Source organism: Herbaspirillum sp. NPDC101396, from assembly GCF_044767365.1.
Lineage (GTDB): Bacteria > Pseudomonadota > Gammaproteobacteria > Burkholderiales > Burkholderiaceae_D > Herbaspirillum.
Genome location: NZ_JBIWNT010000001.1, coordinates 354,034 through 379,038 on the forward strand (window position 1 = coordinate 354,034; position 25,005 = coordinate 379,038).

Consider the following 25,005-nt stretch of genomic DNA (forward strand, 5'->3'; position numbering starts at 1 on the left):
GCACTGGAAGGACTGTATCGCGACCGATTTCATAAATCATCAGGAAAAAATCGGAGATTTTCCCCATGACCTATCACTACGGCGAAACGAATCAGCATGACTGCATCTACAACCTTGCGCGCAAATATGCGGGCGGCATCGAGGCCCTTGCGCCCAGGCTTGGTATGTCAGTCAAGCTGCTCCGGAAGAAGCTGGCGCCGGGTGAGGTGCGCAATCAACTTAGCTTCGAAGAGGCCACGGCAATCATGGAGATTTGCGCTGCAGTCGGCATGAGGGATGCGTTGTATCCGCTCCACGCTATGGGGTTCCGACTTGGTCAGATCTGCGCACCGATCCCCGATGTTGACCATGGCGACTTGTCTCAGGAGGCCATTCATACCGCGGCGATCGGCGCGATGCGGCAACTGGCCGAGGCAATGGCGGCATCGTCGGACGCAATGATGGATGACGAGCTTACCGAGACGGAGCTGGAAACGATCGAGCCGAAGATCAGAGGCATTTTACCGGCGGTGTGCAAATGGTTGGAGCGTATTCGTGCGCGGGCCAGACGTGACCGTAAACCGCCTGGCGTACCGAAAAACATCTTTGGAAGCGGCCGCAGCGATCGCGCCGAGGAGCTTGAAAGTGTCGGACAGTAAGCCGGACACAAACTCGCAAGAGTGGCAAATGATCTGCCTTGCGCGGCACGTGTGTCGGCTGCCCAGCAAAGCTGACCGAATTGCGTTTGTAGATCTCCTGCGGCAGAAACGCATCGGGCGAGATCGTAAAGAAGATCCGGTGGCCATTGCGGCGGCCGATGCATTCGCGGAGTCGCTGAAGGCGCTGGTCCAGCAAGAGTGGGCGCTGATGTATCCAAAGAAATAGAAAGTTAGAAAAATGAAGCGATTGAACGGGGCGACAGATGGCAACGCTTGACCAAGCGATACAACAGATGCGAGACGCCGGGCTTCCACCCTTGCCCGATGGTCATCCAAAAAGAGACGGAAAGATTCACCGGTTTGGCCATGAAAGAAAAAGCTGGTACGTGATGCACGAAGCGGTCCTAAAGGACGGCCGTCAGCAGGTATACGGGGCGTTTGGGACCTGGCAGGGAACAAACGAAAACACGATCCGCATCGAGGCAGACTGGGCGGGCATCTCGGCCGAAGAGCGCGCGGCTATCGAAGATCGCGAGCGGGCATATCACGCGAAGCACGAAGAGGATAAGCGGGAAAAGGCTCAGCTTGCGGCAAACCGAGCGTCGCAGCAATGGGCCGACGCAGTGACGGAAGGAACGTCGCTCTACGCTCAGCGCAAACAAATCAGCACACCAGGCCTGCGGTTCCAACCCGACGGGACAATGCTTATTCCCATGCTGGCTGTGCGGGGTGAAGTCCGTGCGCTCGTCGGGCTGCAGAAAATAACCCCGGACGGAACGAAGCGATTCAACAAAGGCATGAGCAAGCAGGGCAGCTTTTGCCCAATCGGCAAGATCGCACCCGATGATCGCGTGCTCTTCGCGGCGGAGGGCTACGCGACAGGCCGCACGGTGCGTCAAGCCACGGACGATACCGTCGGTGGGTACGTTGCGTTCGACGCGGGAAATCTCATTCACGTGGCGCGCATGGCGAGACAGGCCCACCCTGACGCCCACATTGTGTTTTGCGCCGATGACGACTTCGAGATAGAGCCGCGCGTACACAAGGACCTTGAAAAGCGGTTCGGCGTCACTGGCTTGCAAATCGATGGACAAGAATACGAATTGGAAGGCAAGGACGGTGCCTACAAATGCCGCGCGACGTGGAAAGTCGGCATCGCGGAGACGCAGTTCGTGGAGTTGGCAGTCCGCACCAGCGGGTTCAGCACTGTCCTTCAGTTCGAGAACACTGGCCTGGTCAAGGCGCACCAAGCGGCAGCGGAGGTTGGGAATGCATCCGTTGCGGCGCCGGCCTTTGCGAGCCGTGGTGAGAACTCCTGGACGGACTGGAACGACCTTCATTGCGCCGAGGGGATCGATGTTTGCCGGACCCAGTTAGGGGGCGCTATCTTGTTCGCGCTGACGCCGCCTGCCATTAAGGCTCGGATGGCAGAGCGCGAGCTTGAATCTGCGGCTCTCCCGGACAACGTGGTCCCGATCACGGAGAAGAAGTCGAAGAAGAAAAGGGCGAAGGCCGCCGATCCCGCTGCCGCAGGGCAGGGGGGGGCGGCTGACGGGCCTCCGGATGGCCGGGAGCCTGAGAATTCGGAGTTGCGATGGGAGGCGCGCCTTGCGCGCACTGACAAGGGCCAGGTCCTGCCGGTGCTGAGCAACGTCGTCAGCATTCTCAAGAACTCTGATGAATGGCAGGGCGTGGTGGCGTTTGAAGAGTTTAGCGGCCAAGTCGTGAAGCTGAAGCCGCCACCGTATGAGCGTGGCGAAGTGGGCGAGTGGAGCGACATGGACGACTTGCGCACAGCGCTGTGGCTCCAGCAGACCTACTCATTTCATCCGCGCGAAGACATTGTAATGAAGGCGGTGTTGCTGGCCGCTGACATGCATTCTCATCATGTGGTGCGCGCGTACCTTGACCCGCTGATTTGGGACGGCAAAGAGCGCCTTTCGCATTGGCTGGTCGACTGTCTCAGCGCAGAGGACTCTGAGTATGTCCGACGGGTCAGTCGCAAATTTCTGATTGCTGCAGTCGCGCGAATATATAAGCCCGGCGTCAAGATGGATAACGTGTTGATCCTGGAGGGCGCGCAGGGCCTTTACAAGTCCACTGCGCTGAAGGTGTTGGCCGGGGAGTGGTTTACCGATGCCCCGCTGCGGTTTGGCGACAAGGACACCTACGCCATCATGCGTGGCAAGTGGTTCATCGAGCTGGCCGAACTGGACTCATTCAACAAGGCTGAATCAGAGGCCGCAAAGCAGTTCTTTGGCCAGTACATCGATCGCTTCCGGAATTTCTATGGGAAGCGTGCTTCGGACGTGCCGCGCCAGCAGGTGTTCACTGGCACAACAAACAAGATCAATGGTTACCTGAAAGATGAAACTGGGAATCGTCGGTATTGGCCGGTCGCTGTTTACGAAATCCTGTTGGAGGCCCTGCGGGACATGCGTGATCAGCTGTGGGCGGAAGCCGTCGCTGCGTACAAAGCCGGCGAGGCATTTTGGGAAACGCCGGCGGACGTGGAGATTTTCCGCGAAGCGCAGGATGCGCGCTTTATAGAAGACTCCTACACAGACCTGATTGCCAGTGGCCTTGCTGGCAAGTCGACAACCTCAGTCACTGATGTTCTGCAGGACATTCTGAAGCTTGACGTCGCGAAATGGACCATGCCGGAGCAGCAGCGTGTCGGCCGCAGTATGACTAGATTGGGCTGGATCCGCAAGAGGGGGCCGTGGAAGCATGGCAAACGCGACTGGGTATATCACCGGCCTGCGCCAGCAGATCAAGCCTCGACGCCATCAGCCCCAGCCCAGGGAGGTAGCGATGATGGGCCGTTCTGACATCACGTGCGGTCCCATTGTCCCAGTGGTTAGACCGACTGGGACGGACACTGGGACAAGGATTGAAATGTCCCAGTGGCCCAGCGCTATAAAACGTGGGCCAATTTCGGGACAGCCGCATTCTGTTGCTGTTTGTCCCAGTGTCCCAGTGCGCGCTTACGTGCACATGTGGGCGCGCATGTGTGGGCATGCGTAGGTGTGCGCACGTGTGCGCGTGCGAGTTATGTTCTTTTCTTTGGGACAACTGGGACATTGGGACAAATAAGGGGAGACGATGCTTGATGAATATGTAGAAGTGATTGAGGAGAGGCGGCCAGTGGGGAGTGGTGATCAATCCATCGCAATTCGTAAGACCGCCGGGTTGGGTTGGTCGTCGCTCGAGAGCAGCCCCCGCGTGGAGTCGCGCACGGTCCACGATTCTCCGCTGAGCCTGAGACTGTCGAACTGGCGCGACACGATCAGGGGGCACAAGTCTAAGGGCGCGTCGGCCCATGGTTGTGCTTCTGGCTGGGCGGCGATGTACGTACAGATTCGGAACACGGAAGCGAATCTTGGGAAAGATGCTGAGCGCGGCGCCGGCACCAGGCGCCAACCGGATGAAGAGGATGGTTGGCGAATAGAGGCGGCGGTACGCCAGCTGGCAGACCCTGACGATGTTACGGTGCTGCGCGAGTGGTATGTCTTCGAGATGTCCGAGCATGCGATTCGATGCCTGCTCAAGCTGAGGCGTGTGACCGTGCAGCAGGTGCGGCAGCGGGCGGAAAGAAATTTGCAAATAGTTCTTGCGGCGCGAGAAAAGAGGGACTAAATTTACGGCTAACAATTTACGTGCCGCCGTAGCGCGCCTTGAAGTGACTGCCAGATGGCGGTCACTTCACGACTGAAGACAATAGAGCCTCAATCGCCCACGCGATTGGGGCTTTTCCTTTTGGGCAGACCAGAACACAGATCGCGACCTGCGCCGCGAAGGAAAGCGCAGGACCATCCTGATACGAAAGGTAGGCCATGGCAAAGGTGACCGGAAAGCTAGAGACGATCGCAGCAATGCGCGCCAGTGGACGTGATCAAGCACCGTTTGTCATGGCATCCGGGTTGACCAGCATGGCGCGCGCAGTAGTGCAGGTTGAGACCGACACTATGCAGCGCGTTTTTGATCGGCCAACTCCATTCACCATGCGCGCCGTCGGCATGACGCCTGCCAGCAAGCAGTCACTGCAAGCGCAGGTATTCATCAAGGATGCGCAGGCTAAGTATCTGGAGGCACAGGTCGACGGTGGCGCTCGGCATCTGAAGACATTCGAAGAGCGGATGACAATCACCGCCGGTCAGCTGGTCGCGATCCCAGGCGATCAAGCCCCACGCAACGCGTACGGCAACGTGGGTAAAGCGCAGTTATTGAAGATCATCCGTGAAGGCAATACGAGTGGAGATGCGCGACGGTATTTCTATGGGCGGCCGAGGGGATCAGATCTGCCGGCTGCGATCTATGCGCGCGTGAACAACAACAAGCAGATCGTGCCGCTATTGGTCTTCGCTTCGAAGGCTGTGTACCAGAAGCGATTCAAGTTCGGCGAAGTCGCAGAGCTCACCGTCCGAGCGCAGTGGGTCGAACATCTGTCCGCAGCGTTCCGGAATGCAACATCGACGGCACGGCGGTGACCAGACGGCTCGGGTCCCTCCTGCAGCCTTTGGTACGTGGGTAATTCGCACCGCGGTGTTTGCGTAATCACTGATTTTTTTTAGGGTGGTCACTGGTGGTCAGTGGTCACTTTCCCTTATGGATGACAACAAAACTTCAGAGGCTACCGGTGCGGTAAGCCTCCGCGCGTACGCGCGTCATCGCGAGGTCGCGCTGTCAGCGGTCCAAAAGGCCATTCGATCCGGCCGGATTCAAACAACAGCCGCCGGCAAGATCGACGTCGCCGCTGCCGATGCCGCATGGGCGGCGAACACCGACGTTTCCCGGCTGCCGCCGGACAGCCCGAGAGCGCCGCATTCCGTGGGCGCCACCGGCAACTCGTCCCCGCAAAGCGATGATGATGAGCCTGTTCCTGGAGGCGGGACGTCCGAGTATCAAACGCACCGTGCAAACCGGGAGCGCATCCGCGCCGAGCGCGAGCAGATCGAACTCGATCAGATCGCAGGCCGATCGATGGATGTCGGGGAGGCTGGCCGACTTGCATTTACTGCGTTCCGCACACTGCGTGACGCAATGATGAACGTGGCGCCGCGAATCAAAGACAACCTGGCGGCCGAGTCCGATCCGATGAAGTGTGAGCTGCTGGTGGAACAAGAGATCATCGCGGCGCTCGCCAGCATCGATATCGCGCGCGTACTTAACGAGCAGGATGAAGAGGTGCAGGAGGATGGGAGCGACTGAAACCTTCATCCGGACGATTGCTAGCGCGATCAAACCGGATGCCAAAATCGGCATTGCGGATTGGTCTGCAAAACATCGCATCCTGCCGCCGGACTCGCCGGAGCCAGGCAAGTGGCGCAACGAGCGCACGCCGTACCTGATTGGCATCATGGATGCTCTGTCTGGCAAGCCGAGCGCGCTGACGCGCCGTAGTCATGACGATACCGGATTGTTCGATAACAGTTGGGTACGGTGGGTTCCTCTGCAGAAAGGGCACCAGCTGGGCGGTTCCGCGCTGGGCGAGAACTTCATCGGCCACAGCATCACCACCGCGGCCGGCAACATCCTTGCGGTGTTTGCAACGAAGGATGATGCCGAGAAGTGGGAGATGGACCGGTTTGAGTCCATGCGGACCTCGACGCCTGATTTGCGCCGGCGCGTTCGGGACTCAGGAAAGAAGGGCAGCGACAACACAAAGCTGCGCAAGAAATTTCCCGGCGGGATGGTCAACCTGGTCAGTGCGTCCCGTGCAGGCCGCTTGAAATCAACCACCACGCGCTACGTGCTGCTCGAGGAAATCGACGAGTACATGCTCAGCGTCGACGGTCAGGGCAATCCGCTGGACCTCGCCGCAAACCGGACAAGCAACTTCGGCAAGCGCGCAAAGATTTTTGCGAACAGCACCCCGACGGTGAAGGGCCGTTCGCAGATCGAAAAGCTGTACCTGCGCGGTGATCAGCGTCGGTATTTTGTTCCGTGTCCGGATTGCGAGACGGCACAGTACTTCAGTTGGGAGCGCTTGCGCTGGGAGACCGACAAGCCGGAAACGGCGCTGTATCACTGTTCCGATTGCGGATCAGGGAACCCAGAGCATGCGTGGAAGGCAGGCTATGAACGGTCCTACTGGATGCCAACAGCAACGGGAGATGGAGAGACGGCCAGCTTCCATTTGAGCGCGATGTATGCGCCGATCGGCTGGCGCCCGTGGGTATCTGCAGTCCGCGACTGGCTACAGGCCAAGGCGGAGCTGGCGACCGATCCGGCGAAGATGATTACGTTCATCAACAACTTTCTGGCCGAATGCTGGGAAGACCGATCGAGCGAAGTCAAATGGCAGACGATTCAAAAGCGGCAGGAGCCGTACAAACTGAAGCAGATTCCAGTCGGTTGCTTGATTTTGACAGGAGCCGTCGACGTGCAGCCAGACCGGCTCGAAGTGTTTACCGATGGCTGGGGGCGGGGCATGGAAAACTGGACGATCGATGCTCACGTGATTCACGGGGATCCATCGACGCCGGCGCCTTGGAAAGAGTTGGACGAGTTTCTGGCGAAGCCCTTGCGCAATTCGTTCGGCGTCGACATGCGCGTGCAGCTCACTGGCATCGACTCGGGCGGTCATAACACGCAGGAGGTGTATGACTATTGTCGTTTTCGGCAGCACCTGGGGGTCTTTGCTCTGAAGGGCGCGTCGGAGCGGCGACGGCCAGTGATCGGCCGTCCGACGCAACAGGATGTGACCGTGGCAGGAACGACGTTCAAGAACGGCGTACAGCTCTGGCCGATTGGAACGGACACCGCAAAGGAAAAAATCTTTGCGGCGTTGACTGCCGATGACAAGGAAGGGCGCGCGGAAACGCGCATGCATTTCCCTGCCGATCTTGGCGAGGAGTACTACCAGCAGCTGGTCTCCGAGGTCTACAACCCGGCGAAGGACCGCTGGGACAAGCTACGCAAGCGCAATGAAGTGTTGGACGGCAAGGTCTACAACATGGCCTGCGCCTACCATCCGCGTCTGCGTTTGAACGTGATGCCAGAACGCGAATGGGCTTACCTGGAAAGCATGTTGGAGCCGCGCGTTGGTGATCTGTTTTCGCAGCCCCCGCCGCAGGTGGAACAAATTGCAGAGAGCGATGCTCCGGTGACGAGCGGTGATGCAGTAGAAACATTGGTTCAGGCAGCGCCGCAAGGCGGCTGGATTGAGCCGCAGACTAACTGGATGGGACGGTGATATGGCATTTGACCAAACGCAACTGGACGCACTCGATGCGGCGATCGCCAGCGGCGAGCTGACGGTGAAATACAACGGGAAGGAGATCACCTATCGCAGCATCACCGAACTGGTGCGCGCACGCAACATCGTGATGGGGCAGCTGAATCCGGGCAATCACCGTCCCGGCGCGTCGGTCGGCATTGTGGACTGGAGTTAACGTGAACATCATCGACAAAATGATCGGCGCCGTTGCGCCTGGTGCGGCGCTTCGTCGCATGCATGCCCGTGACCTGCTGAACCTGCGGCGCGGCTTCGATGGTGCAAAACGCGGCGCCCGCGGCGCCGGCTGGCAGGCTGGCGGCGGGTCCGTCAATGCCGAGTTGGCCGGTTCGCTGCAGGTATTGCGCAACCGTTCGCGGGATCTGATTCGCAACAACCCGTTTATGAAACGTGCAGTCTCGGTGTTGCGGGCGAATATTGTCGGCACAGGCATTGTCCCGAAGTTCTCGGACAAGCAGGCGGCTGAAGCTTGGAAGCATTGGGCGCGGCGTGAATGCGACGCCGGGCGAATGTTGAACTTTGGCGGCTTGCAGGTGCAGCTCGTGCGGGCGATCTGGGAAAGCGGTGAGGTTCTGGTCCGGTTTCGTGCGCGTCGCCCGCAGGATGGTCTCAGGGTGCCGCTCCAGCTGCAGGTGCTGGAGGCAGACTACCTCGATAGCTCGAAGACGTTTCAGTTCGACGGCGGTTTCGTTATCGCTGGTGTGCAGTTCAACCTGATCGGCGAACGGACCGGATATTGGTTGTTCGACCAGCATCCCGGCGAGGTAGCGAATCTCGCGAAGAGCATGACCAGCAAGCTGGTGCCTGCCAGCGAAGTGATCCATTTTTTTGACGCGACGGGGCGGCCGGGGCAGGTTCGGGGATTCCCCGAACTGGCAATCAACATCTGGAAGGCGCGCGACTCGAACCTCTATCAAGAGGCAGAGTTGATGCGCAAGAAGCTGGAAGCGTGCTTTGCGGTGTTCGTGACGTCGACGGATCCGCAGTTTCGGATGGGGGCCGACAACGGGACCGTTCCTGGCAAGCGCACTGAGTCGCTAAGCCCGGGGATGATTCAGTATTTGAATCCTGGCGAGACCATCGATTTCTCGGCGCCGGCCAGCAGCGAGGGTTACGAGTCTGCGATGCGTGTGGACCTGAGATCACTGGCGGCAGGCGCGGACGTCACCTATGAGCAGATGACCGGTGACTATTCGCAGGTCAATTTCACCAGTGGCCGTATGGGGAAGATCGAGTTTCGCGGTTTCGTTGAGCAGTTCGTATTTCTTGCCCTTGTGCCGATCGTTCTTGACCGGATCGCGGAGCGTTGGGCGCTGTCGGCGTATCTCGCAGGTGTCATCACAAAGCCATCGATTCTTCCCGATGAATGGACGGCGCCGCGTGTCCCGCTCCTGGATCCGCTGCGCGAAAGTCAGGGATATAAGGTGTTGGTGGAGAACCGGATTATCAGCCGCGCCGAGGCGCAACGTGAGTTGGGCTATGACCCGGAGCAGATGGACGAGGAAATCAACGACGACAAGCTATTGGCGAGTATCCCGGCAAATCAAAGCGCCGGCGACAAGCAAACCGAACGCATCTTGGCCGACGACAAGTAATCAATTCGCAATATCAATCATTGCCCGCTCAGCGGGCTTTTTCTTTTGGGGAACCCCATGCCAAACATTGTAAGAAGCGTTGAGCAGCAGGATGTCGCGATGGTGTACCGCGCGCAGCCAATTTCTGCTGTCGATAACACCAATCGGACGGCAACGGTCGTCTGGACGGCAGGCGCGCAGGTCCAGCGCTATGACTGGTCGCGCGACCGCCCATACCTCGAGGAGCTGGGGCAGGCGGCAGGATCGGTGCGCATGGGGCGCCTGCAATCTGGAAACGCCCCGTTGCTCGACACGCACATCACCTGGAGCCTTGAGTCCGTTCTCGGCGTAGTAGATTCCGCGACGTCGCCCGACGAAGGTGCTGAAGCAACAATCCGCTTTTCCCGTCGCGATGACGTTGAGCCGGTCTACCAGGATGTCATGGACAAGATTATCGGCAACGTCTCCGTCGGCGCGCGTATCCATCGTATGGAAATGGTTGCGCCTGGTGTCGAAGGCAACCCGATGTGGATCTATCGGGCGACCGACTGGGAGCCGTATGAAATCTCGCTGGTGCCGATCGGCGCCGACCCGAATGCAGTTGTCCGCAGTGCAGATGGCGTGCAGGCAACGCAACGCTCGTTTAGCTGCGAAGTCACCATCATCACGTCGGCCGATGAAGTCGACCCTACCGTTTCAAACCGCACGGCCGCCGCCGTGCATCCAACCACGAAAGGAAGCAATATGCCTCAAGAAAATCAGGCGGCGTCCACCACCGCCACAGTACAACCTACCGTAACGACTACCCAGCAACAGCCCGCTCAGGCTCCGGGTGGTGCGGATCCTGCTGCCATTCAGCGTGCCGCGACCGAAGCTGGTCAGCAGGCTGAGCGCGCTCGCATCGTTGCGATCGGCGTGTCGGTGCGTGCCAGCGGTCTGGATGGTCAAGATGCGCTGCTCAACGGCTATATCGAGCGCGGCATCTCGCTGGAAGGTGTCAACGCAGATCTGCTGAGCCGTCTGGCAGAGCGTAGCCAGGCCAGCACCATCCGCGCACAGGGCGGCCAGAACATCGTGACGACGCAGGATGAAACCGATGTTCGTCGCGAAGCGATGACCAACGCGATCATGCACCGCGTTGCGCCTGGCGTCGTGAAGCTGACCGATGCCGGTCGCCAATATCGCGGCATGTCGCTGCGCGAGCTGGCGCGCGACGGCTTGGAAGCTGCCGGCATTTCGACGCGCGGCATGAGTCCCAATGAACTGGCCGGCGCCGCGCTCGGCTTGTCGCAGCGCGGTGCGCACAATACGACGGACCTGCCGCTGATTTTCGGCGGCGTCATCTCGCGCACCATGCGCGAAGCTTACCAAGGTGCGCCGAAGACGTTCGAGGCATGGGCGCGCCGCGGCGTTCTGACCGATTTTCGCGCTGTTACGCGCGCATCGTTTGATGCTGCCGTGAAGTTCGAGAAGGTCGGCCAGAATGGCGAATACAAATACGGCCAGTTGAAGGATGGCGGCGAAGTAATCCAGCTGGGCACTTACGGCAAGGTCGTTGCGTTCACACGTCAGATGATCATCAATGACGATCTGTCGGCGCTGCAGCGCCTGCCACAGTTCTTCGGTCGTGCCGCGGCCGACATGGAATCGGACCTGGTCTACGGCATCCTGACCGGCAATCCATCCATGTCCGACGGCAAGGCGCTGTTCCACTCGGGGCACGGCAATCTGGCAGCCACGGGCGGCGCCATCGGTATCGATACGTTGTCCGCAGGGCGCACTGCGATGCGCACGCAGAAGGCTCCAGGCGGCTCGCTGCTGAATCTGGCGCCACGCACGTTGCTAGTGCCTGCCGCGCTGGAAACGGTCGCGTACCAGATGACCAGCCCGAACTATCAACCGACGACGGCCGGCGCAGTCAATCCGTTCTCCTCGACATTGCAGACGGTCGTCGAAGCGCGTCTCGATGCGTCCAGCGCGACTGCATGGTATTTGACAGCCGATGGTGGCCAGGTCGACACCGTCGAATTTGCTTACCTGGACGGTGAAGAAGGTCTGTACACCGAGCAGGCGGTGGACTTCGATGTCGATGGCGTCAAGGTCAAGGGCCGTATCGATTTCGCTGCACAGGCGATCGAGTTCCGCGGCATGTACAAAAATCCCGGCGCGTAATCTGGCACCGGCTTCTTGAGCTGGTCGCCCTCGGCGGCCAGTGTTTGATCATCTTTCAATTCTTCTTTTCAAGGACAGCACATGAAAAACTTCATTCAAGCCGGCAACGTCATCAGCGCTGCCATCGCCGTTGCGGTCTCTTCCGGTGATCTGGTCATTCTGGGCGCTCTGGCCGGTGTTGCCAGCGGCACCTACGCCGCAAACGAAACCGGTGAGTACTCGCTGGAAGGCGTGTATGAGCTGACGGCACTGAACACATCGACGGCCGCGATCGGCGCCATCGCCTACTGGGACCAGACAAACAAGCGTGTCACGGACGCGGCCAGCGGCAATGGCGCCATCGGCCATTTCTTCATTGCCAAGGCGAACGGCGACACGACGGCAAAAGTTCGCCTGGCACAGCGCCTGGCGTAGTCATGGGGCGCTTCGGTTCCCGCTTCATGAGCACGTTCGCGCGTCACGGTATGTTGTCAACCCTGGAAATTCAGGTTGCCGGCGAAACCAAGCGGGTTGACGTGGGCTACGAAGAGGGCGGCACGGTGGTGATCGACGGCATTGCACATGCCGTTGAGCACTACATCGAGTATGAAAAATCACTGCTCGATCTCAGGCGCGGTACGGAACTGACCGTGGACGGCATGCCGTTCAAAGTCAAGCGCCCGCCTGACCCGAAAGGAGATGGCACGTTCTGCATTGCATTTTTGGAGCCGGCTTGACCATGATTATTCGACAACAACTTCTGCAGGGACTGGCCGAGTTCCTTGCGCAGCAACCAGGCTTTCCGGCAACGGTAGGCCGGTCCCTGGCGCGAGCGTTCGGCGCCGACGAGGGAAATCAGCTCGTCGTGCATCGTGGGAGCGAGTCTCCAGATCTCGATGTGGATGGTGACGGCCAGCGCTACTGCGATGTTTTGATCAGCGTCGTCGGCCGCAGCGACGATGCTGAGGTCGAGGCCGACGCGGTGATGGAAGTCGCGCATCCACTGGTGATGGGCTACAGCGATCCGCGCATCGTGCAGATTGAGGAAATCAAGGTGGACGAGCCCAAATATGCTTCGGCAGATTACAAGCTCTGTGTGATCACTACGCAATACCGCTTCAGCTACCAAGTCCAAGACTACGGTATCTGATCTATTCGATTCAGCAACAGCCGCCGCCCTCGGGCGGCATTTTTTTTGAGGAAATCATATGACTATCTCTGCACAAGGTTGCAAGTTCGAGGTCAAGACCGGAGCTGGTGCCGCTAAGGCGATCACCGGCATCGTGCGTGGCTATCCGACAATTCTCAATTCGGCAGCACATGGCTTCAGTAACGGCGACGTCGTCAACCTGGCAAGTATCGGCGGCACGACCGTCCTGAACGGCCAAAAGGCTACCGTCAAATACGCCACCGCCGATACCTACGCTGTCGATATCGACACCACCGGCGCCAGTGCTTGGACGTCGGGCGGTACGGCGACCTCGGTGGCGTACACCTTCATCAAAGGCGTGACGGGTTTCAATGGCCTCGACGGTGCTGCTGACGAACTCGACGCCACCGACATGGACAGCACCGCCAAGGAATTCCTGCTGGGCCTGCAGGATTTCGGCAAGTTTGCGCTGGACATCAATATCAAACGCGAAGACGCCGGTCAGCAAGCCATGGAAGCGGCACGCACCACCGGCGCGCCAACAGGCTTCCGCTTCACTCTTCCCAACGGCATGGTTGCGACGTTCGATGTGCTGGTGAAGTCGACTCCGCTGTCCGGTAGTGTCAATGCGCTCGTCAAGGGCACTATCGACACCCGCATCACAGGAGCTGTCACATGGGCGTAACTCTTCTTTCGGCAGACGCCATCCTGAGCGCACCGCTGCGCAGTGTCGACGTGCCGGTTCCCGAATGGGGCGGCATGGTTCGCGTGCAGGGCATGAGCGGGAGCGACCGCGACAGCTTCCAGACGGTGCTGCGCGGCGACGAGACCGGCCGCACATCTAACGACAAGTTCCAGGCGATCCTGCTGGCCTTCACGCTGGTCGGCGACGATGGCCAGCTTCTGTTCTCGGTCGACCAGGTGGAAGTACTGCGTGCGCGCAGTGCGACTGCGCTGGAGCGTGTCGCGGTGGAAGCGATGCGGCTCAATGGCCTCTTGCCGGAAGCGGTTGCGGATGCAGCAAAAAACTCCGAAGCCGCCCAGAACGCCGATTCTGGTTCCGACTCGCCGGCCACCTCGGATTAAGCGTAAGGCGCGCACAGCAGGAGATTGATTCTGCTGAGTTCGTGGAATGGATGGGTTACTACCAGCTGGAGCCGTTTGGCGAAATGGTGGCGGACCGGAGGCATGCGGTGGCAGTGCAGACGTTTGCAAATGCCAACCGCAATCCGAAGGACCGGCCCACTCCATACCTCGAAAAGGACTTCATTCGCTGGGGGGAACTCGGCGAAATGGATGCGCAGGACGAGGAGGCGATCCTACTTGAGGATCCTGACGAACAGTCAGCGCTGATTGCGGCACGAATTTTCGGCACTTCACTCCCAAAAAAATAAGGGGTTGTACACATGGCGAGCCAGCAAATCGGATCCATGGTTGTCACGCTGGAAGGCGATGTTGCGAAGTATCAAAGCAGCATGGACAGCAGCGCTCAACTCACCGAGCGTGCCATGGCGCGCATCCAGACCAGCGCCGCGAACGTTGAGCAGTCGTTCGGACGGCTCGAGTCCGCGGCGGATCTGGTCAAGACAGCCATTGCCGGCGTCGCTTTGGGCGGCCTGGTGGTGGAGCTGGGCGCCATCGGCGAAGCATCATCGCGTATGCAGGGCCAGTTGCGGCTGGTGACCGACAGTTTTACCGAGTTGAAGTCGGTGCAGGCTGACTTATTTACCGTGTCACAACGCACGCGTCAAAGCATGGACGCGACGGTAGACCTGTATTCCAAAGTTTCCCGTGCGGTCTCCGACATGCTGCTTAGCCAGCGCACGCTGGTGACCTTCACGCAAGCGGTGAACAACAGCATCACGGTCAGCGGCGCCGGCGTTCAGCAGGCCGAATCGGCGATCCTGCAACTCGGCCAGGCATTGGCGTCGGGCAAGCTGCAGGGCGATGAGTATCGCTCTATCGCCGAGAACGCGCCGCGGCTGGCGCAGGCCATCGCTGACGGCATGGGGGTGTCGCGTGGCCAACTGAAGAAGCTGTCGACGGAAGGCAAGCTCACGGCCGAGACCATTGTTACGGCCGTCATCGGTCAGTTTGACAAACTCCAGTCGGAGGCCGATAAGCTGCCGCAGACGGTTGGCCAGGCGTTCCAGCAGTTGCGCAATGTGATTCTCAACGAGATCACCGCAATCAACGAAGGCCCTGGTGTGGGCGCTGTGGCAGCGCAAGGCGTTCGCTTGCTCGCCGACAATCTGGACGTTTTGAAGGCAGCTGTTGCCGGCCTCGTCGCTTTCAAGTTGGGCGGCTGGATGCTGGAAGCTGCGGCGATGATGACGCAGAAGGCGAACGCGGCGTATAACGCCGCTGCCGCAACGTCTGCGGAGTACTACGCCACAGTGCAGGCAACACAGGCGACGGCCGCAAAGACAGCCGCCGATGTGGCTGCGGCGGAGGCGAAGGTCGCCACTATCGTGGCCTTGCGTGAGCAGGCGGTGCTGACTCTCAACGAGAGCAACGCAACGATCGCCGCGACGGAAGCCGTCGGTGCATACAGCACCGCGCTGGCGCTCAATCGGCAGGCAGTGATCACGCGCAGCGCTGCTTTGGCTGAGCTTGCGGCGCTGTCGCGCGCCCAGGTAGTGGCGGAAACCTCCTTGACGGCAGCGACCACAGCATCGACGGTCGCGACCGAGGCCTATACCGTTGCAAAGGTCGGCGCCGCCGGCGCCGCGGGCTTGGCTTCACGTGCTTTGGGTCTGCTGGGTGGTCCGATCGGCGCCATCACAACCGTACTCGGTCTGGGTGTTGCGGCCTGGCAGCTATGGAGCATGTCATCGGAGAAGGCCGAAAAAGATGCCCTCAAAACGGTGGAAGAGTCGACTCCAGCATTTCTTTCCCGGCTGGATCAGCAGATTGCCAAGCTGAAGGAACGCAATTCACTGGTGGCGACGATGCCGGCACTGTCCGACTCCAGTGATCAGGACGTGTCGAAAGTCGCAGCGCTGAAGTCCAAGTTGGACGCCATCGTCAACCGGCAGGGCGGCTTCGCCGGCCTCAACGACGAGGCGCGCAACAGCTTGATCACCACCGTCGGCGGCCAGTATGCGCAGGCCCTGACCAAGATCGCCGAGTTGAAGGCGCAGACGGACATCAAGGGCGCCAAGGATGTGCAGTCCAAGTTTGATGATTTCCTGGAGAAATACAAATCGAAGGAACAAAAGCTGAGTGAAACGCTGGCAGATTTCGATAAGCAATTCAAGGGAAAGGTCAGCGACGAGAAATTCCAGAAGGGCCGGCAGGACATCATCGACAAGCTGTCGGACAAGCCGACCAACGACAGCGATGGGGTCGCGGCGGCGAAGAAAGCGAACGAAGGAAAGCTCAAAGCCATCGAGCAGGGGCTGGCTCAGCAGCGCGACGTGCAGCAATTCCACGATCAGTACGTAGCCGAGCTGCGGGCGCGCGACCTGGTCGATCTGCAGACGTATGAAGACTATCGCTCCAAGTCCATTCAGAACGGCCTGCAATCGCAGCTTGATGCATATGACAAGGAAATTGCGGCGCTGCAGAAGTACCGCGCCGGCGCCCAAACGCAGAAAGAGACGCAGGATGCCACCAACAAAATCGCAGAGCTCAACCAAAAGAAAGACAAGGCGCGCCTGGATGCCTCGCAAAAGCTGGAAATGCAAACGTTGGGTCTGTCGGCCGCACAGGACCAGCTCAACAAGAGCATGAAGGAATGGGGTATCCAGCAGGATCTGGGCCTGTCGCAGCAGCAGTTCGAAATCGACATGATGGGCAAGTCGACGGTAGAGGTGCAGAAGCTGACGGCCGCCCGGCGCATCCAGCAGGATATCAACGAGCAGGTCCGCCAGGCGCAAAAGAACAGTGTGGCGCCGATTGACCGCAGCGCATTCGATGATGCTGCCAACGACGCGATCGCTCGATCGAATGCCCTGTACGACATGGCTGATCAGAAACGGAAGGACCCCTGGGTCAACTTTACCGATTCGGTGCGCAAGTATGGCGAGGCGGCAAACGATGTGGGCAGCCAGGTGGCGAACGGGTTCAACACGGCGACGCAAGGTATGGAGGATGCCTGGGTCAGCTTCGCAACGACAGGCAAGGCGTCGTTTGGTGACCTGGCGAAATCTGTGGTTGCCGACATTGCCCGCATGCAGGCGAGGGCGGCTATCTCTGGCCTGTTCAATTTCGCCGCCAGCGCCGTCGGCTCATGGCTTGGTGGTGGAGGCGGTACCGGTACAGGCACGGAGTCGTCCGCGGCGAGCACGGCCAACTACTGGGATTCGGCGGCAGGCGGCGGGCAGGGTCTAAAGCTCAATGCCAAAGGTGGCGTCTACGAGTCGTCCAATCTGAGTTCCTACTCTGGAAGCATTGTGTCGTCGCCAACGGTGTTTGCGTTCGCGAACGGTGCCGGGCTGATGGGTGAGGCTGGGCCGGAGGCGATTATGCCGCTGGCGCGGGGCCCAGATGGATCACTTGGCGTTCGATCCCTTGGGCCGCAAGGAATTCAGAGCGGCGGCGCGTCCATCAGCGTGGTTGTCAATGTTGAGCAGGGTGGCGGGGCTGAGGTGCAGGCGCCGTCGGATTACCAGCAGTTCGGCAAAGAGCTGGGCGACTTCGTTGATGGACGTATCAACAATAAGTTTGCCAAAGAGTCCCGGCAGAACGGGATGATTTGGAAGGCTGCAAACGCACGGACTGGATAACGCGATATGGAAACTTTTACCTGGGCCGTACGCATTGAGCCGGTGGGCGACGTCGGATTCACGGTTGCCGAGGCGGTGTTTGGGGACGGCTATTCGCAGCAGGCCGCCGAGGGGATCAACAACGTCACCGAAGGATGGCAGGTCTCAATCCGTGGCATGGCAGACAAGATATCTGCAGTCGATGCCTTTCTCCGGCGCCACGGGGGATTCAAGCGTTTCCTCTGGACCCCTCCGGGCGGTGTCGAGGGCGCGTACTTGGCCAAGGCGTTTCAAAAGACGCCACACAACTCACTCGGTGTCGCGACAATCACGGCGAAATTTGAACTGAAGGGCATGCCATGAGCATCACGTCCGATATGCAGAAGTTGGAAGTGGGGCAGCGCGTCGAGCTATTCGAGCTCGACGCCACGTCCATCAGTGGCGACATCCTTCGCTTCCACGGTTACGCGGACGTCGGGCCGATCTGGTGGCAGGGCAACGAGTACTCACCATGGCCCATCAAGGCAGAGGGATTTGCGAAAACCAGTGACGGGCAACCACCAACGCCGAAGCTTTCCGTGGGAAATATTGACGGATCGATTGGTGCCGCGTGCCTGTATTTGGATGATTTCGTCGGTGCGGAGCTCACCAAGCGCACAACGCTGGGCAAGTATTTGGACGCGATCAATTTCCCCGACGGAAATCCGGAGGCTGATCCAGAGGAGGAGTTCCCTCCTGAAATTTGGTTCGTCGAACAAAAAGTATCGGAGACGGACGAAGTAATCGAGTTCGAGTTGTCGAGTCCGTTGGATTTCGACGGCCTGATGCTTCCCGGGCGCCGGATCATCGCAAATTTGTGTCCGTGGGTGTACCGCGGCACCGAGTGCGGATGGACCGGCGTTACTTTTTATGACGCCAAGGACCAGCCCCTGACCGACCCAAATTTAGATCGATGCGGCAAACGACTGTCTTCCTGCAAGTGCCGTTTCGGCGAATACGAAGAGCTGCCCTATGGCGGCTTCCCAGCTGCTGATCTTATCCGACCCAACTGATATGAACCCAGATACAGAAGTAGCGATCCGTGCTCACGCGATCGCGGAATACCCACGCGAGTGCTGCGGACTCATCGTCCTGGAAGCCGGCGTTGAGGTGTACGTGCCATGCAGGAATGTCGCCACCGGAAAGAAAAACGGAAGAGATATCCGGCAAGAGCAGTTCCGATTGGCGCAAGAGGACTACTTCGCTGCTGCAGATCGTGGTGATGTGCTGGCGTTGGTGCATTCGCATCCCGACGAGCCGGCGCGGCCTACGCAAGGTGACCGCGTGTGTTGTGAGGAGTCGCAGATTCCCTGGTACATCGTCCGCGTCGACGGTACCGAAGGCGAGATTGTCACGCGTGAGATCGAATCTTTGGCGCCATGCGGTTATCAGGCTCCTTTGATCGGGCGCGAGTTTTATCACGGGGTGCTCGACTGCTACGCGTTGATCCGTGATTGGTTTCAGATCGAGCGCGGAATAGTGATTCCCGATTTTGCGCGGCGAGACAACTGGTGGGCGGACGGTAGCGGTGACGATCTCTACATGACCCAGTTTCGCAAGGCCGGCTTCGTCCAGGTTGACCTGGAGGATTTGCAGGTCGGAGACTGTTTCATCATGCAGGTGCGCGCGAAAGTGGCAAACCACGCTGCGGTCTACATCGGCAACAACATGATTCTGCATCACCTGTATGGACGACCGTCGCGTCGCGATGTTTATGGCGTCGGGGGCTATTGGCACGAAGTCACGCGCCTGGTGGTGCGATATAGCGGTCAGGGTTAGAGGAGAGGTTTATGAGCAATCGACTGCGAACGATCCGTCTTTACGGCAAATTGGGAAGCCGGTTTGGCCGCGTCCATGAGCTGGCGGTTCGCAATGCTCGGGAGGCAATCCGTGCTTTATGTGTGTTGATTCCAGGGTTCGAGCGGGAGCTGATGACGGCGCGGGCTCGTGGTGTTGTTTACTCCGTTTTCCTTGGTAAGCAAAACGTGACTACAGAGCAGTTGGATGATCCACCTGGTCATGCAGAGATTCGCATTGCTCCCGTTCTTCAGGGTAGTAAGCGAGGCGGTGCATTGCAGACGATTGTGGGGGCGGTTTTGGTCGTGGTTGGTGCCATCATCAACTATTTCGCTCCAGGCGCGGGCACTCCCGTCATCCAGTTTGGTTTCGCGATGATGATCGGCGGCGCGGTGCAGATGCTGTCTCCTCAGAAATCCGGAACTTCTACTCAGGACCGGGCTGACAACGCCGCATCCTATAACTTCAACGGGCCGGTAAACACTAGCGCGCAAGGCAATCCCGTCCCGATAGGATATGGGCGATTTATGTGCGGCTCAGCAGTGGTATCAGCCGGAATTTTTGCAGAGGACCAAGCATGAGAGGGTTAGTCGGATTTGGCGGCGGCGGCGGCAAAGGGGGCGAAGACGGCTCCTCTGCGGTCGAGGCGCCGGATAGCTTGCGTAGCATCTCGTATGCACGCGTGCTGGATCTTATCTGCGAGGGGCCGATTGTTGGCCTGGCCAACGGCGCGCAGTCAATTTTCCTCAATGAGACGCCACTTCAGAATCCTGACGGCTCCTACAATTTTTCGGGATTTCAATACGAATTTCGGCCTGGGACGCAAGATCAGACCTACATACCGGGTTTCCCGTCGGTGGAGAATGAGCTCGCAGTTTCAACCGAGCTCAAGTCAGACACCCCTTGGACGCGGGGATTGACCAATCTCCAGCTGTCGGCGGTTCGCGTGCGGCTATCGGTGCCGCAGGAGAGTGAGACTGATAACTCGAACGGCAACGTCAACGGCTATCGCATCGAGTACGTGATTGAGGTGTCGACTGATGGTGGTGCGTTTGTCACCAAGGTCAACGCAGCGTTTGACGGCAAGACGACGACCAAGTATTCCCGCAGCCATCGCATCAATTTACCGCGCGCCACTGTCACCGGCTGGCAGGTGCGCGTGCGGCGATTGACGCCCAACGCGAACAGCGCGCGGGTAGCGGATACGACAATTGTTGAGTCTTACACCGAAGTGATCGACGCCAAGCTGCGGTGCCCAATGTCAGCACTTATGGGCCTGATGGTTGACTCCTCGCAGTTCCAGGCGGTGCCGAACCGGTCGTATGACATGTTCTTGCGCATCATTCGCGTGCCATCGAACTACGATCCAGTGTCGCGCACCTATGATGGAAATTGGGACGGCACATTCAAGCCGGCGTGGACTGACAACCCGGCCTGGGTGTATTACGACTTGGTCCTTCATCGTCGCTATGGGGCGGGACAGCGCCTGACGGAGTCGCAGCTTGATAAATGGGAGTTGTACAAGATTGGCCGCTACTGCGACGAGCCGGTGCCAAATGGAAAAGGCGGGTCCGAGCCACGCTTTACCTGCAATGTCTATATCCAAAAGCAGGAGCAGGGATATCGTGTCCTTCAGGACTTCGCCTCGATTTTCCGCGGTATTAGTTTTTGGGGAGGTGGACAGGTTGTCGCCGCTGCGGACATGCCTGGTGATCCGATGTTTGTCTATACGGCCGCGAACGTGGTGGGTGGAAAATTCGGCCGAATCGGGAGTAGCAGGCGGACGCGCTACACGACGGCGCTTGTCAGCTGGAACGACCCGAGCGACTTCTATCGCGCCAAAAATGAGTATGTCGAGGATCCTGATGGGATAGAGCGTTACGGTTATAGGCCGATGGAACTCACGGCCTTCGGTTGCACATCACAGGGCCAGGCCCAGAGGGCAGGTCGTTGGGCGCTGGCGTCTTCGCGGCTTGAAACTGAGACGATCACATTTACTGTCGGGTTGGATGGCGCTATCGCTGCGCCGGGCCAGATCATTCGTGTGGCCGATCCTAAAAAGATGGGGCGCCGTAACGGGGGGCGAATTCGGGCCGTGAACGGCAATATCGTCACGTTGGACAAGGCGCCGGTTGTGGTTGTCGGCGATGCCCTGACCGTGATCTTGCCCAGTGCCATTTCGGAAACGAGGACGGTCTTTCAGGTTGACGGCGATGACGTGACCGTCGCGGAGGCGTTCTCGGAGGTGCCTGAGTCGCAATCGGTATGGTCGGTTGATAACATCGATCTGATTGCGCCGACGTACAAGGTTGTGTCGGTCGCGATCAAGGAAGGGCTTACCTTCGAGATATCCGCGCTTCAGCACGAGCCTGGTAAGTTTGCCTTTGTTGACAATGGGACGGTAATTGCGCCGCGGCCGGCCAGCGTCATTCCGATGCGGTTTCAGCCGCCCGTGACGAACCTGCGGGTGTCCAGCTATGACACTGTGGCGGGTGGATCGCGCTCGACCACATTGACTATTGCGTGGGACGCGGCGGAAAAGGCAATCACCTATGTCGCCGAATGGCGGCGTGACTCGGGCGAGTGGGTGATGCTTCCGCGTTCAGGATCGCTCAGTGCCGAAGTCGCAGGGATCTACGCTGGGAAGTACCAGGCCCGCGTTCGGGCTTTCAACAGCATCGATGTCGCATCCATTCCTATTTCAACTGAGCCGACGCCGTTGAATGGCAACGCAGGGCCGCCGCCGGACGTGCCTTGGTTCTTCATGGACGGCGACGTGCTGTCGTGGGGCCCGGTCACAGATGCCGAGTTATCCGGTTACGTGATCAGGTACCACTACGGTCAGAACACCAGTTGGGGTGATGCCAATCCCTTGCATACCGGTGTGCTGGTTGGTAGCCCTTACCAGGCATTAAATCGGCCGACTGGGCAGATCACGCTGATGATCAAGGCGGTGAATAAGTCCGGAATCTTCTCGGCATCGCCGGCAGTGATCCTTTCGGCGTTTGGCGATGCGCTGGTGGCGAACGTCGTGGAAGACTTTGACTTCCAGGCGATGGGCTATCCGGGTGATATCGCCGGCGCTGAACTGGTCGGCGGCTCACTGCATGCCCTCGGGACCAGCGTGTTCTATCGCAGCGATGTCGCTGATTTCTACGCGGCAGATGGGGAGACGGATTTCTTTACTGACAACTACCAGGCGATGGGATACGAGACGATCGTTTTCACGCCGTCCACGGTGGCCACCGGGGTAAAGATGACGCTGGACTTGGACATGCTCGGCAGCACCAAGTTGATCGAATACAGGCTTTCGGGCGGGGAGCCGTTCTTCCCGGCCGACGACGCGCAGATGTTCTATGGAGATGATGGGGTGCCATTTTACGGTGCCAACGCCATTTATCAGAACTGGCCGGGATCCGTAATCGTGCAGCCGGTGCAGTACCAGTTCCGCTTTTCCATCGGGCAGGGGGCCGTTGAGGGCTTTATTGGATCCTGTCGCGCGGTGATTGACGTGCCGGACATTGAGGAGAAACTCAATGACATTCCGATTGCGGCAGCTGGTACGCGCCTGCCACTGAGTAAGTCTTACCTGGCTGTGAAGAATGTGCAGTTGACCCTGCAGGCGGACGGCGGCACCGCGGCCAGCGTCAAGTATCTCGACAAGAACAGCAGTATCGGACCGATGGTCCAGTGTTTCAACGTCGTCGGCGCCGCTGTCGCAGGCGTGGTCGACGCATCCATTCAAGGTTATTAAGAAGGGGAATCATGTCACTTTTACCAAACAAAAACGTGCTCGATGGCAGTAAAACGCCCGCTACCTCTGTGGCGGAAATGAAGGCCGCGCTGGGGAGCATTCGTGACTTTCTGGCAGATCTGCTCGGCATCGACAGCGCAGACAAGGCTGCAGCACGCACTGCATTGGGGGTCCCGGCAGACGCAGATGTTCAGGCAGCAAAATCGGTATCTGCGATTGCGTCAGGAACGGGGGATGCGATGGCGATCGCCATGACGCCGACCCTGTTGGCGATGGTGGATATGATGGAGTTTCACGTTCGCTGCTCCGGAGCCAACACCGTCGCCGCGCCGACGTTGACGGTGGACGCGCTCCCTACAATGACGATTGTCGCCGCGGATGGCGGTCCGTTGCCACTCGGCGCCTATCTTGACAAATGGCCGGCGACGGTTCGTTACCGAGCAAGCACCGGTAAGCTGGAGCTGCTGAATCCTGTGCCGATTATCAGTACCGGGAAATCCACAGTGCGCCAGACGGTGCTCAGCGGACAGGCCGATGGAAGCGGGTATTCCAACTTTATTGCGGCAGGGAGCGGCTTGTCGTTGAATTTGGCAGCTGCGACCGTGCCGCTGGTGCTCTCGTTCGCTGGTGGATTTGATGCAACTGGTGAGGTTAACTATTTGACCAGGCTGACGGCGGACGTCAGCGGCGTTGTATCGGCGCTCGCGGCTAGCAACGTGACCTACGTGTATGCGGACTATGTATCACCGACAGCTGTCACGTGGGGAAAGTCACTTGCGCCCGTGCAGTATGGACAATCCTACAACAAGGCGGCACAGGCTCTTCTTCAGTTCGAGGGCGCGTCTGGTTCGACGGTGTTTTTTGATGATTTCGGTAATGTTTGGTCGGCGCAGGGGAATGCCAAGATCCAGACAACACAGAAGAAGTTCGGAAGTGCAGCGCTGGGCGGTGCCGGGGCCAGCAACGCACTGAATGGCTCGTCGGATTACGTCAGGTGCAGCGGTATCACGACGCTTGGCAACGGTGGTTGGACGCTCCGTGCGGATGGCTACTTAACGGATTTGTCGTCGGCGCGGGGCTTGTTCAGCGCAGCCAATGCCGGGAGTTATGGCGCATCGGTGCAGATCACAACCGCAGGAAAAACCAAAGTAAGTCTGTCGAGCTCGGGGGCATCGTTTGATATTGCTAGCGGCACGCTCGGCAGCGCTACCTTAGTGGTAGGCCAGTTTTATACGATCGAACTGACCTTTGATGCCGTGGCAGGCAAGTATTTTGTCTACGTGAATGGTGTGATCGACCAAACGATTACCTCGGGCTTGCGCATCTGTCCTTTCACGAACCTGTATGTTGGTGCAGATTTCACGGGGATCTCTTACTGGGCCGGCTACATCGATAATTTCGAGTTCCTTCCTTATTGTCAGCATCCTGCAGGTTCGACCCACTCGCTGCCACCTAGCGCTCCTAGCATCACCGCCGTGGGGTACGCAAGTGACTTCTTCAACATCGCTGAAATGAAGATGTACAAGGTGGCGGGTGCTTCAACCACAGCTGGCGTGAATCCATCGTTTGCCAATATAAATCGACTCTACGTTGGCGAGGCGACGGGCGGGGTCGGCTCTATATCCAGCATCGTCAGCTATGCAATGCGCGGACAATACGACAGCGGGTGGTTTCCACTTTCAACATCAGCGCTACATACTAAAAATCACAACATAGGGGTGACGCCACTGGTGCAGCGCTCGTGGGGATCCGCAGACGCAGCAGGCGCGGTAGCAGGCGACTGGATGCTGAATCTCTACGTCGGCGGTTCAGCAGCAGTCGGTGGCGCTTGGACGGCAAATCCAACTCGAAACACCATAGCGATCGAAACGGACAGCATTCCTCGGTTCGTCGCTAACAACACCTATCTCTCGGCCACCTACGGTCGTATCGTCGCAAACAGGGGGTTTTAAG

At 59.0% G+C, this 25,005-nt stretch carries 23 protein-coding genes; all 23 read left to right on the forward strand.

The window, feature by feature from the left end:
* Positions 1-65 precede the first annotated feature (65 nt).
* The 23 genes from ACIROY_RS01630 to ACIROY_RS01740 all read left to right on the forward strand — a co-directional run bounded on the left by ACIROY_RS01630 (position 66) and on the right by ACIROY_RS01740 (position 25,004).
* Positions 66-638: a phage regulatory CII family protein gene (locus tag ACIROY_RS01630; RefSeq protein WP_402339135.1), complete on the forward strand. Its 573-nt coding sequence runs from the start codon at positions 66-68 to the stop codon at positions 636-638.
* Positions 625-864 (forward strand): hypothetical protein, encoded by a 240-nt coding sequence (locus ACIROY_RS01635; protein WP_402339137.1) that lies wholly within the window; start codon positions 625-627, stop codon positions 862-864. The genes ACIROY_RS01630 and ACIROY_RS01635 overlap by 14 nt, the downstream gene beginning before the upstream one ends.
* A 37-nt stretch (positions 865-901) precedes the next feature.
* Positions 902-3,469, forward strand: a complete 2,568-nt coding sequence (locus tag ACIROY_RS01640; RefSeq protein ID WP_402339139.1) for a VapE domain-containing protein — start codon at positions 902-904, stop codon at positions 3,467-3,469.
* Between the two features lie 274 nt (positions 3,470-3,743).
* Positions 3,744-4,277 carry a hypothetical protein gene (locus ACIROY_RS01645; RefSeq protein ID WP_402339140.1) on the forward strand — a complete coding sequence of 178 codons (534 nt, stop codon included), beginning with the start codon at positions 3,744-3,746 and terminating at the stop codon, positions 4,275-4,277.
* Positions 4,278-4,474: 197 nt separating this feature from the next.
* The gene (locus ACIROY_RS01650; protein ID WP_402339142.1) at positions 4,475-5,128 is read left to right on the forward strand and encodes a hypothetical protein; all 654 of its coding nucleotides are present in this window, start codon (positions 4,475-4,477) and stop codon (positions 5,126-5,128) included.
* A gap of 118 nt (positions 5,129-5,246) precedes the next feature.
* Positions 5,247-5,849 carry a hypothetical protein gene (locus ACIROY_RS01655; protein WP_402339144.1) on the forward strand — a complete coding sequence of 201 codons (603 nt, stop codon included), beginning with the start codon at positions 5,247-5,249 and terminating at the stop codon, positions 5,847-5,849.
* Positions 5,836-7,836, forward strand: coding sequence for a phage terminase large subunit family protein (locus tag ACIROY_RS01660; RefSeq protein WP_402339146.1), 2,001 nt, complete (start codon positions 5,836-5,838; stop codon positions 7,834-7,836). The genes ACIROY_RS01655 and ACIROY_RS01660 overlap by 14 nt, the downstream gene beginning before the upstream one ends.
* A 1-nt stretch (position 7,837) precedes the next feature.
* Positions 7,838-8,035 carry a phage head-tail joining protein gene (locus tag ACIROY_RS01665; RefSeq protein ID WP_402339148.1) on the forward strand — a complete coding sequence of 66 codons (198 nt, stop codon included), beginning with the start codon at positions 7,838-7,840 and terminating at the stop codon, positions 8,033-8,035.
* 1 nt (position 8,036) lies between these two features.
* Entirely contained in the window at positions 8,037-9,473 is a 1,437-nt protein-coding gene (locus ACIROY_RS01670; RefSeq protein ID WP_402339150.1) for a phage portal protein, read from the forward strand.
* Between the two features lie 57 nt (positions 9,474-9,530).
* Positions 9,531-11,624 (forward strand): prohead protease/major capsid protein fusion protein, encoded by a 2,094-nt coding sequence (locus tag ACIROY_RS01675; RefSeq protein WP_402339152.1) that lies wholly within the window; start codon positions 9,531-9,533, stop codon positions 11,622-11,624.
* Between the two features lie 81 nt (positions 11,625-11,705).
* On the forward strand, positions 11,706-12,038 hold the full coding sequence (locus ACIROY_RS01680; protein ID WP_402339154.1) for a DUF2190 family protein: 333 nt from the start codon (positions 11,706-11,708) through the stop codon (positions 12,036-12,038).
* Positions 12,039-12,040: 2 nt separating this feature from the next.
* Positions 12,041-12,340, forward strand: coding sequence for a hypothetical protein (locus tag ACIROY_RS01685; protein ID WP_402339156.1), 300 nt, complete (start codon positions 12,041-12,043; stop codon positions 12,338-12,340).
* On the forward strand, positions 12,337-12,753 hold the full coding sequence (locus ACIROY_RS01690) for a hypothetical protein (RefSeq protein ID WP_402339157.1): 417 nt from the start codon (positions 12,337-12,339) through the stop codon (positions 12,751-12,753). Before ACIROY_RS01685 ends, ACIROY_RS01690 begins: the two co-directional genes overlap by 4 nt.
* Before the next feature lie 58 nt (positions 12,754-12,811).
* Positions 12,812-13,438 (forward strand): ubiquitin-activating E1 FCCH domain-containing protein, encoded by a 627-nt coding sequence (locus ACIROY_RS01695; RefSeq protein ID WP_402339159.1) that lies wholly within the window; start codon positions 12,812-12,814, stop codon positions 13,436-13,438.
* Complete coding sequence (locus ACIROY_RS01700; protein WP_402339161.1) at positions 13,429-13,839, forward strand: hypothetical protein; 411 nt, start codon at positions 13,429-13,431, stop codon at positions 13,837-13,839. Before ACIROY_RS01695 ends, ACIROY_RS01700 begins: the two co-directional genes overlap by 10 nt.
* A 50-nt stretch (positions 13,840-13,889) precedes the next feature.
* Positions 13,890-14,147: a hypothetical protein gene (locus ACIROY_RS01705; RefSeq protein ID WP_402339163.1), complete on the forward strand. Its 258-nt coding sequence runs from the start codon at positions 13,890-13,892 to the stop codon at positions 14,145-14,147.
* Between the two features lie 12 nt (positions 14,148-14,159).
* Positions 14,160-17,483 (forward strand): phage tail tape measure protein, encoded by a 3,324-nt coding sequence (locus ACIROY_RS01710; RefSeq protein ID WP_402339165.1) that lies wholly within the window; start codon positions 14,160-14,162, stop codon positions 17,481-17,483.
* A gap of 6 nt (positions 17,484-17,489) precedes the next feature.
* Positions 17,490-17,825: a phage tail protein gene (locus ACIROY_RS01715; protein ID WP_402339167.1), complete on the forward strand. Its 336-nt coding sequence runs from the start codon at positions 17,490-17,492 to the stop codon at positions 17,823-17,825.
* Positions 17,822-18,514, forward strand: coding sequence for a phage minor tail protein L (locus ACIROY_RS01720; RefSeq protein WP_402339169.1), 693 nt, complete (start codon positions 17,822-17,824; stop codon positions 18,512-18,514). Before ACIROY_RS01715 ends, ACIROY_RS01720 begins: the two co-directional genes overlap by 4 nt.
* Positions 18,474-19,280 carry a C40 family peptidase gene (locus ACIROY_RS01725; RefSeq protein WP_402339171.1) on the forward strand — a complete coding sequence of 269 codons (807 nt, stop codon included), beginning with the start codon at positions 18,474-18,476 and terminating at the stop codon, positions 19,278-19,280. Before ACIROY_RS01720 ends, ACIROY_RS01725 begins: the two co-directional genes overlap by 41 nt.
* 11 nt (positions 19,281-19,291) lie before the next feature.
* Positions 19,292-19,879, forward strand: a complete 588-nt coding sequence (locus ACIROY_RS01730; protein WP_402339173.1) for a tail assembly protein — start codon at positions 19,292-19,294, stop codon at positions 19,877-19,879.
* Positions 19,876-23,052: a host specificity protein J gene (locus ACIROY_RS01735; RefSeq protein ID WP_402339175.1), complete on the forward strand. Its 3,177-nt coding sequence runs from the start codon at positions 19,876-19,878 to the stop codon at positions 23,050-23,052. The genes ACIROY_RS01730 and ACIROY_RS01735 overlap by 4 nt, the downstream gene beginning before the upstream one ends.
* 11 nt (positions 23,053-23,063) lie before the next feature.
* Complete coding sequence (locus ACIROY_RS01740; RefSeq protein WP_402339176.1) at positions 23,064-25,004, forward strand: LamG-like jellyroll fold domain-containing protein; 1,941 nt, start codon at positions 23,064-23,066, stop codon at positions 25,002-25,004.
* Position 25,005 lies beyond the last annotated feature (1 nt).

What these genes read in the sequence shown, in the direction of transcription:
- ACIROY_RS01700 (WP_402339161.1), top strand. Translation starts at nt 13,429, where the DNA reads ATGGGCGTAACTCTTCTTTCGGCAGACGCCATCCTGAGCGCACCGCTG.
- ACIROY_RS01680 (WP_402339154.1), top strand. Translation starts at nt 11,706, where the DNA reads ATGAAAAACTTCATTCAAGCCGGCAACGTCATCAGCGCTGCCATCGCC.
- ACIROY_RS01705 (WP_402339163.1), top strand. Translation starts at nt 13,890, where the DNA reads ATGGGTTACTACCAGCTGGAGCCGTTTGGCGAAATGGTGGCGGACCGG.
- ACIROY_RS01725 (WP_402339171.1), top strand. Translation starts at nt 18,474, where the DNA reads ATGGCGGCTTCCCAGCTGCTGATCTTATCCGACCCAACTGATATGAAC.
- ACIROY_RS01735 (WP_402339175.1), top strand. Translation starts at nt 19,876, where the DNA reads ATGAGAGGGTTAGTCGGATTTGGCGGCGGCGGCGGCAAAGGGGGCGAA.
- ACIROY_RS01640 (WP_402339139.1), top strand. Translation starts at nt 902, where the DNA reads ATGGCAACGCTTGACCAAGCGATACAACAGATGCGAGACGCCGGGCTT.
- ACIROY_RS01740 (WP_402339176.1), top strand. Translation starts at nt 23,064, where the DNA reads ATGTCACTTTTACCAAACAAAAACGTGCTCGATGGCAGTAAAACGCCC.
- ACIROY_RS01715 (WP_402339167.1), top strand. Translation starts at nt 17,490, where the DNA reads ATGGAAACTTTTACCTGGGCCGTACGCATTGAGCCGGTGGGCGACGTC.
- ACIROY_RS01675 (WP_402339152.1), top strand. Translation starts at nt 9,531, where the DNA reads ATGCCAAACATTGTAAGAAGCGTTGAGCAGCAGGATGTCGCGATGGTG.
- ACIROY_RS01685 (WP_402339156.1), top strand. Translation starts at nt 12,041, where the DNA reads ATGGGGCGCTTCGGTTCCCGCTTCATGAGCACGTTCGCGCGTCACGGT.
- ACIROY_RS01660 (WP_402339146.1), top strand. Translation starts at nt 5,836, where the DNA reads ATGGGAGCGACTGAAACCTTCATCCGGACGATTGCTAGCGCGATCAAA.
- ACIROY_RS01630 (WP_402339135.1), top strand. Translation starts at nt 66, where the DNA reads ATGACCTATCACTACGGCGAAACGAATCAGCATGACTGCATCTACAAC.
- ACIROY_RS01710 (WP_402339165.1), top strand. Translation starts at nt 14,160, where the DNA reads ATGGCGAGCCAGCAAATCGGATCCATGGTTGTCACGCTGGAAGGCGAT.
- ACIROY_RS01695 (WP_402339159.1), top strand. Translation starts at nt 12,812, where the DNA reads ATGACTATCTCTGCACAAGGTTGCAAGTTCGAGGTCAAGACCGGAGCT.
- ACIROY_RS01720 (WP_402339169.1), top strand. Translation starts at nt 17,822, where the DNA reads ATGAGCATCACGTCCGATATGCAGAAGTTGGAAGTGGGGCAGCGCGTC.
- ACIROY_RS01650 (WP_402339142.1), top strand. Translation starts at nt 4,475, where the DNA reads ATGGCAAAGGTGACCGGAAAGCTAGAGACGATCGCAGCAATGCGCGCC.
- ACIROY_RS01730 (WP_402339173.1), top strand. Translation starts at nt 19,292, where the DNA reads ATGAGCAATCGACTGCGAACGATCCGTCTTTACGGCAAATTGGGAAGC.
- ACIROY_RS01655 (WP_402339144.1), top strand. Translation starts at nt 5,247, where the DNA reads ATGGATGACAACAAAACTTCAGAGGCTACCGGTGCGGTAAGCCTCCGC.
- ACIROY_RS01645 (WP_402339140.1), top strand. Translation starts at nt 3,744, where the DNA reads ATGCTTGATGAATATGTAGAAGTGATTGAGGAGAGGCGGCCAGTGGGG.
- ACIROY_RS01665 (WP_402339148.1), top strand. Translation starts at nt 7,838, where the DNA reads ATGGCATTTGACCAAACGCAACTGGACGCACTCGATGCGGCGATCGCC.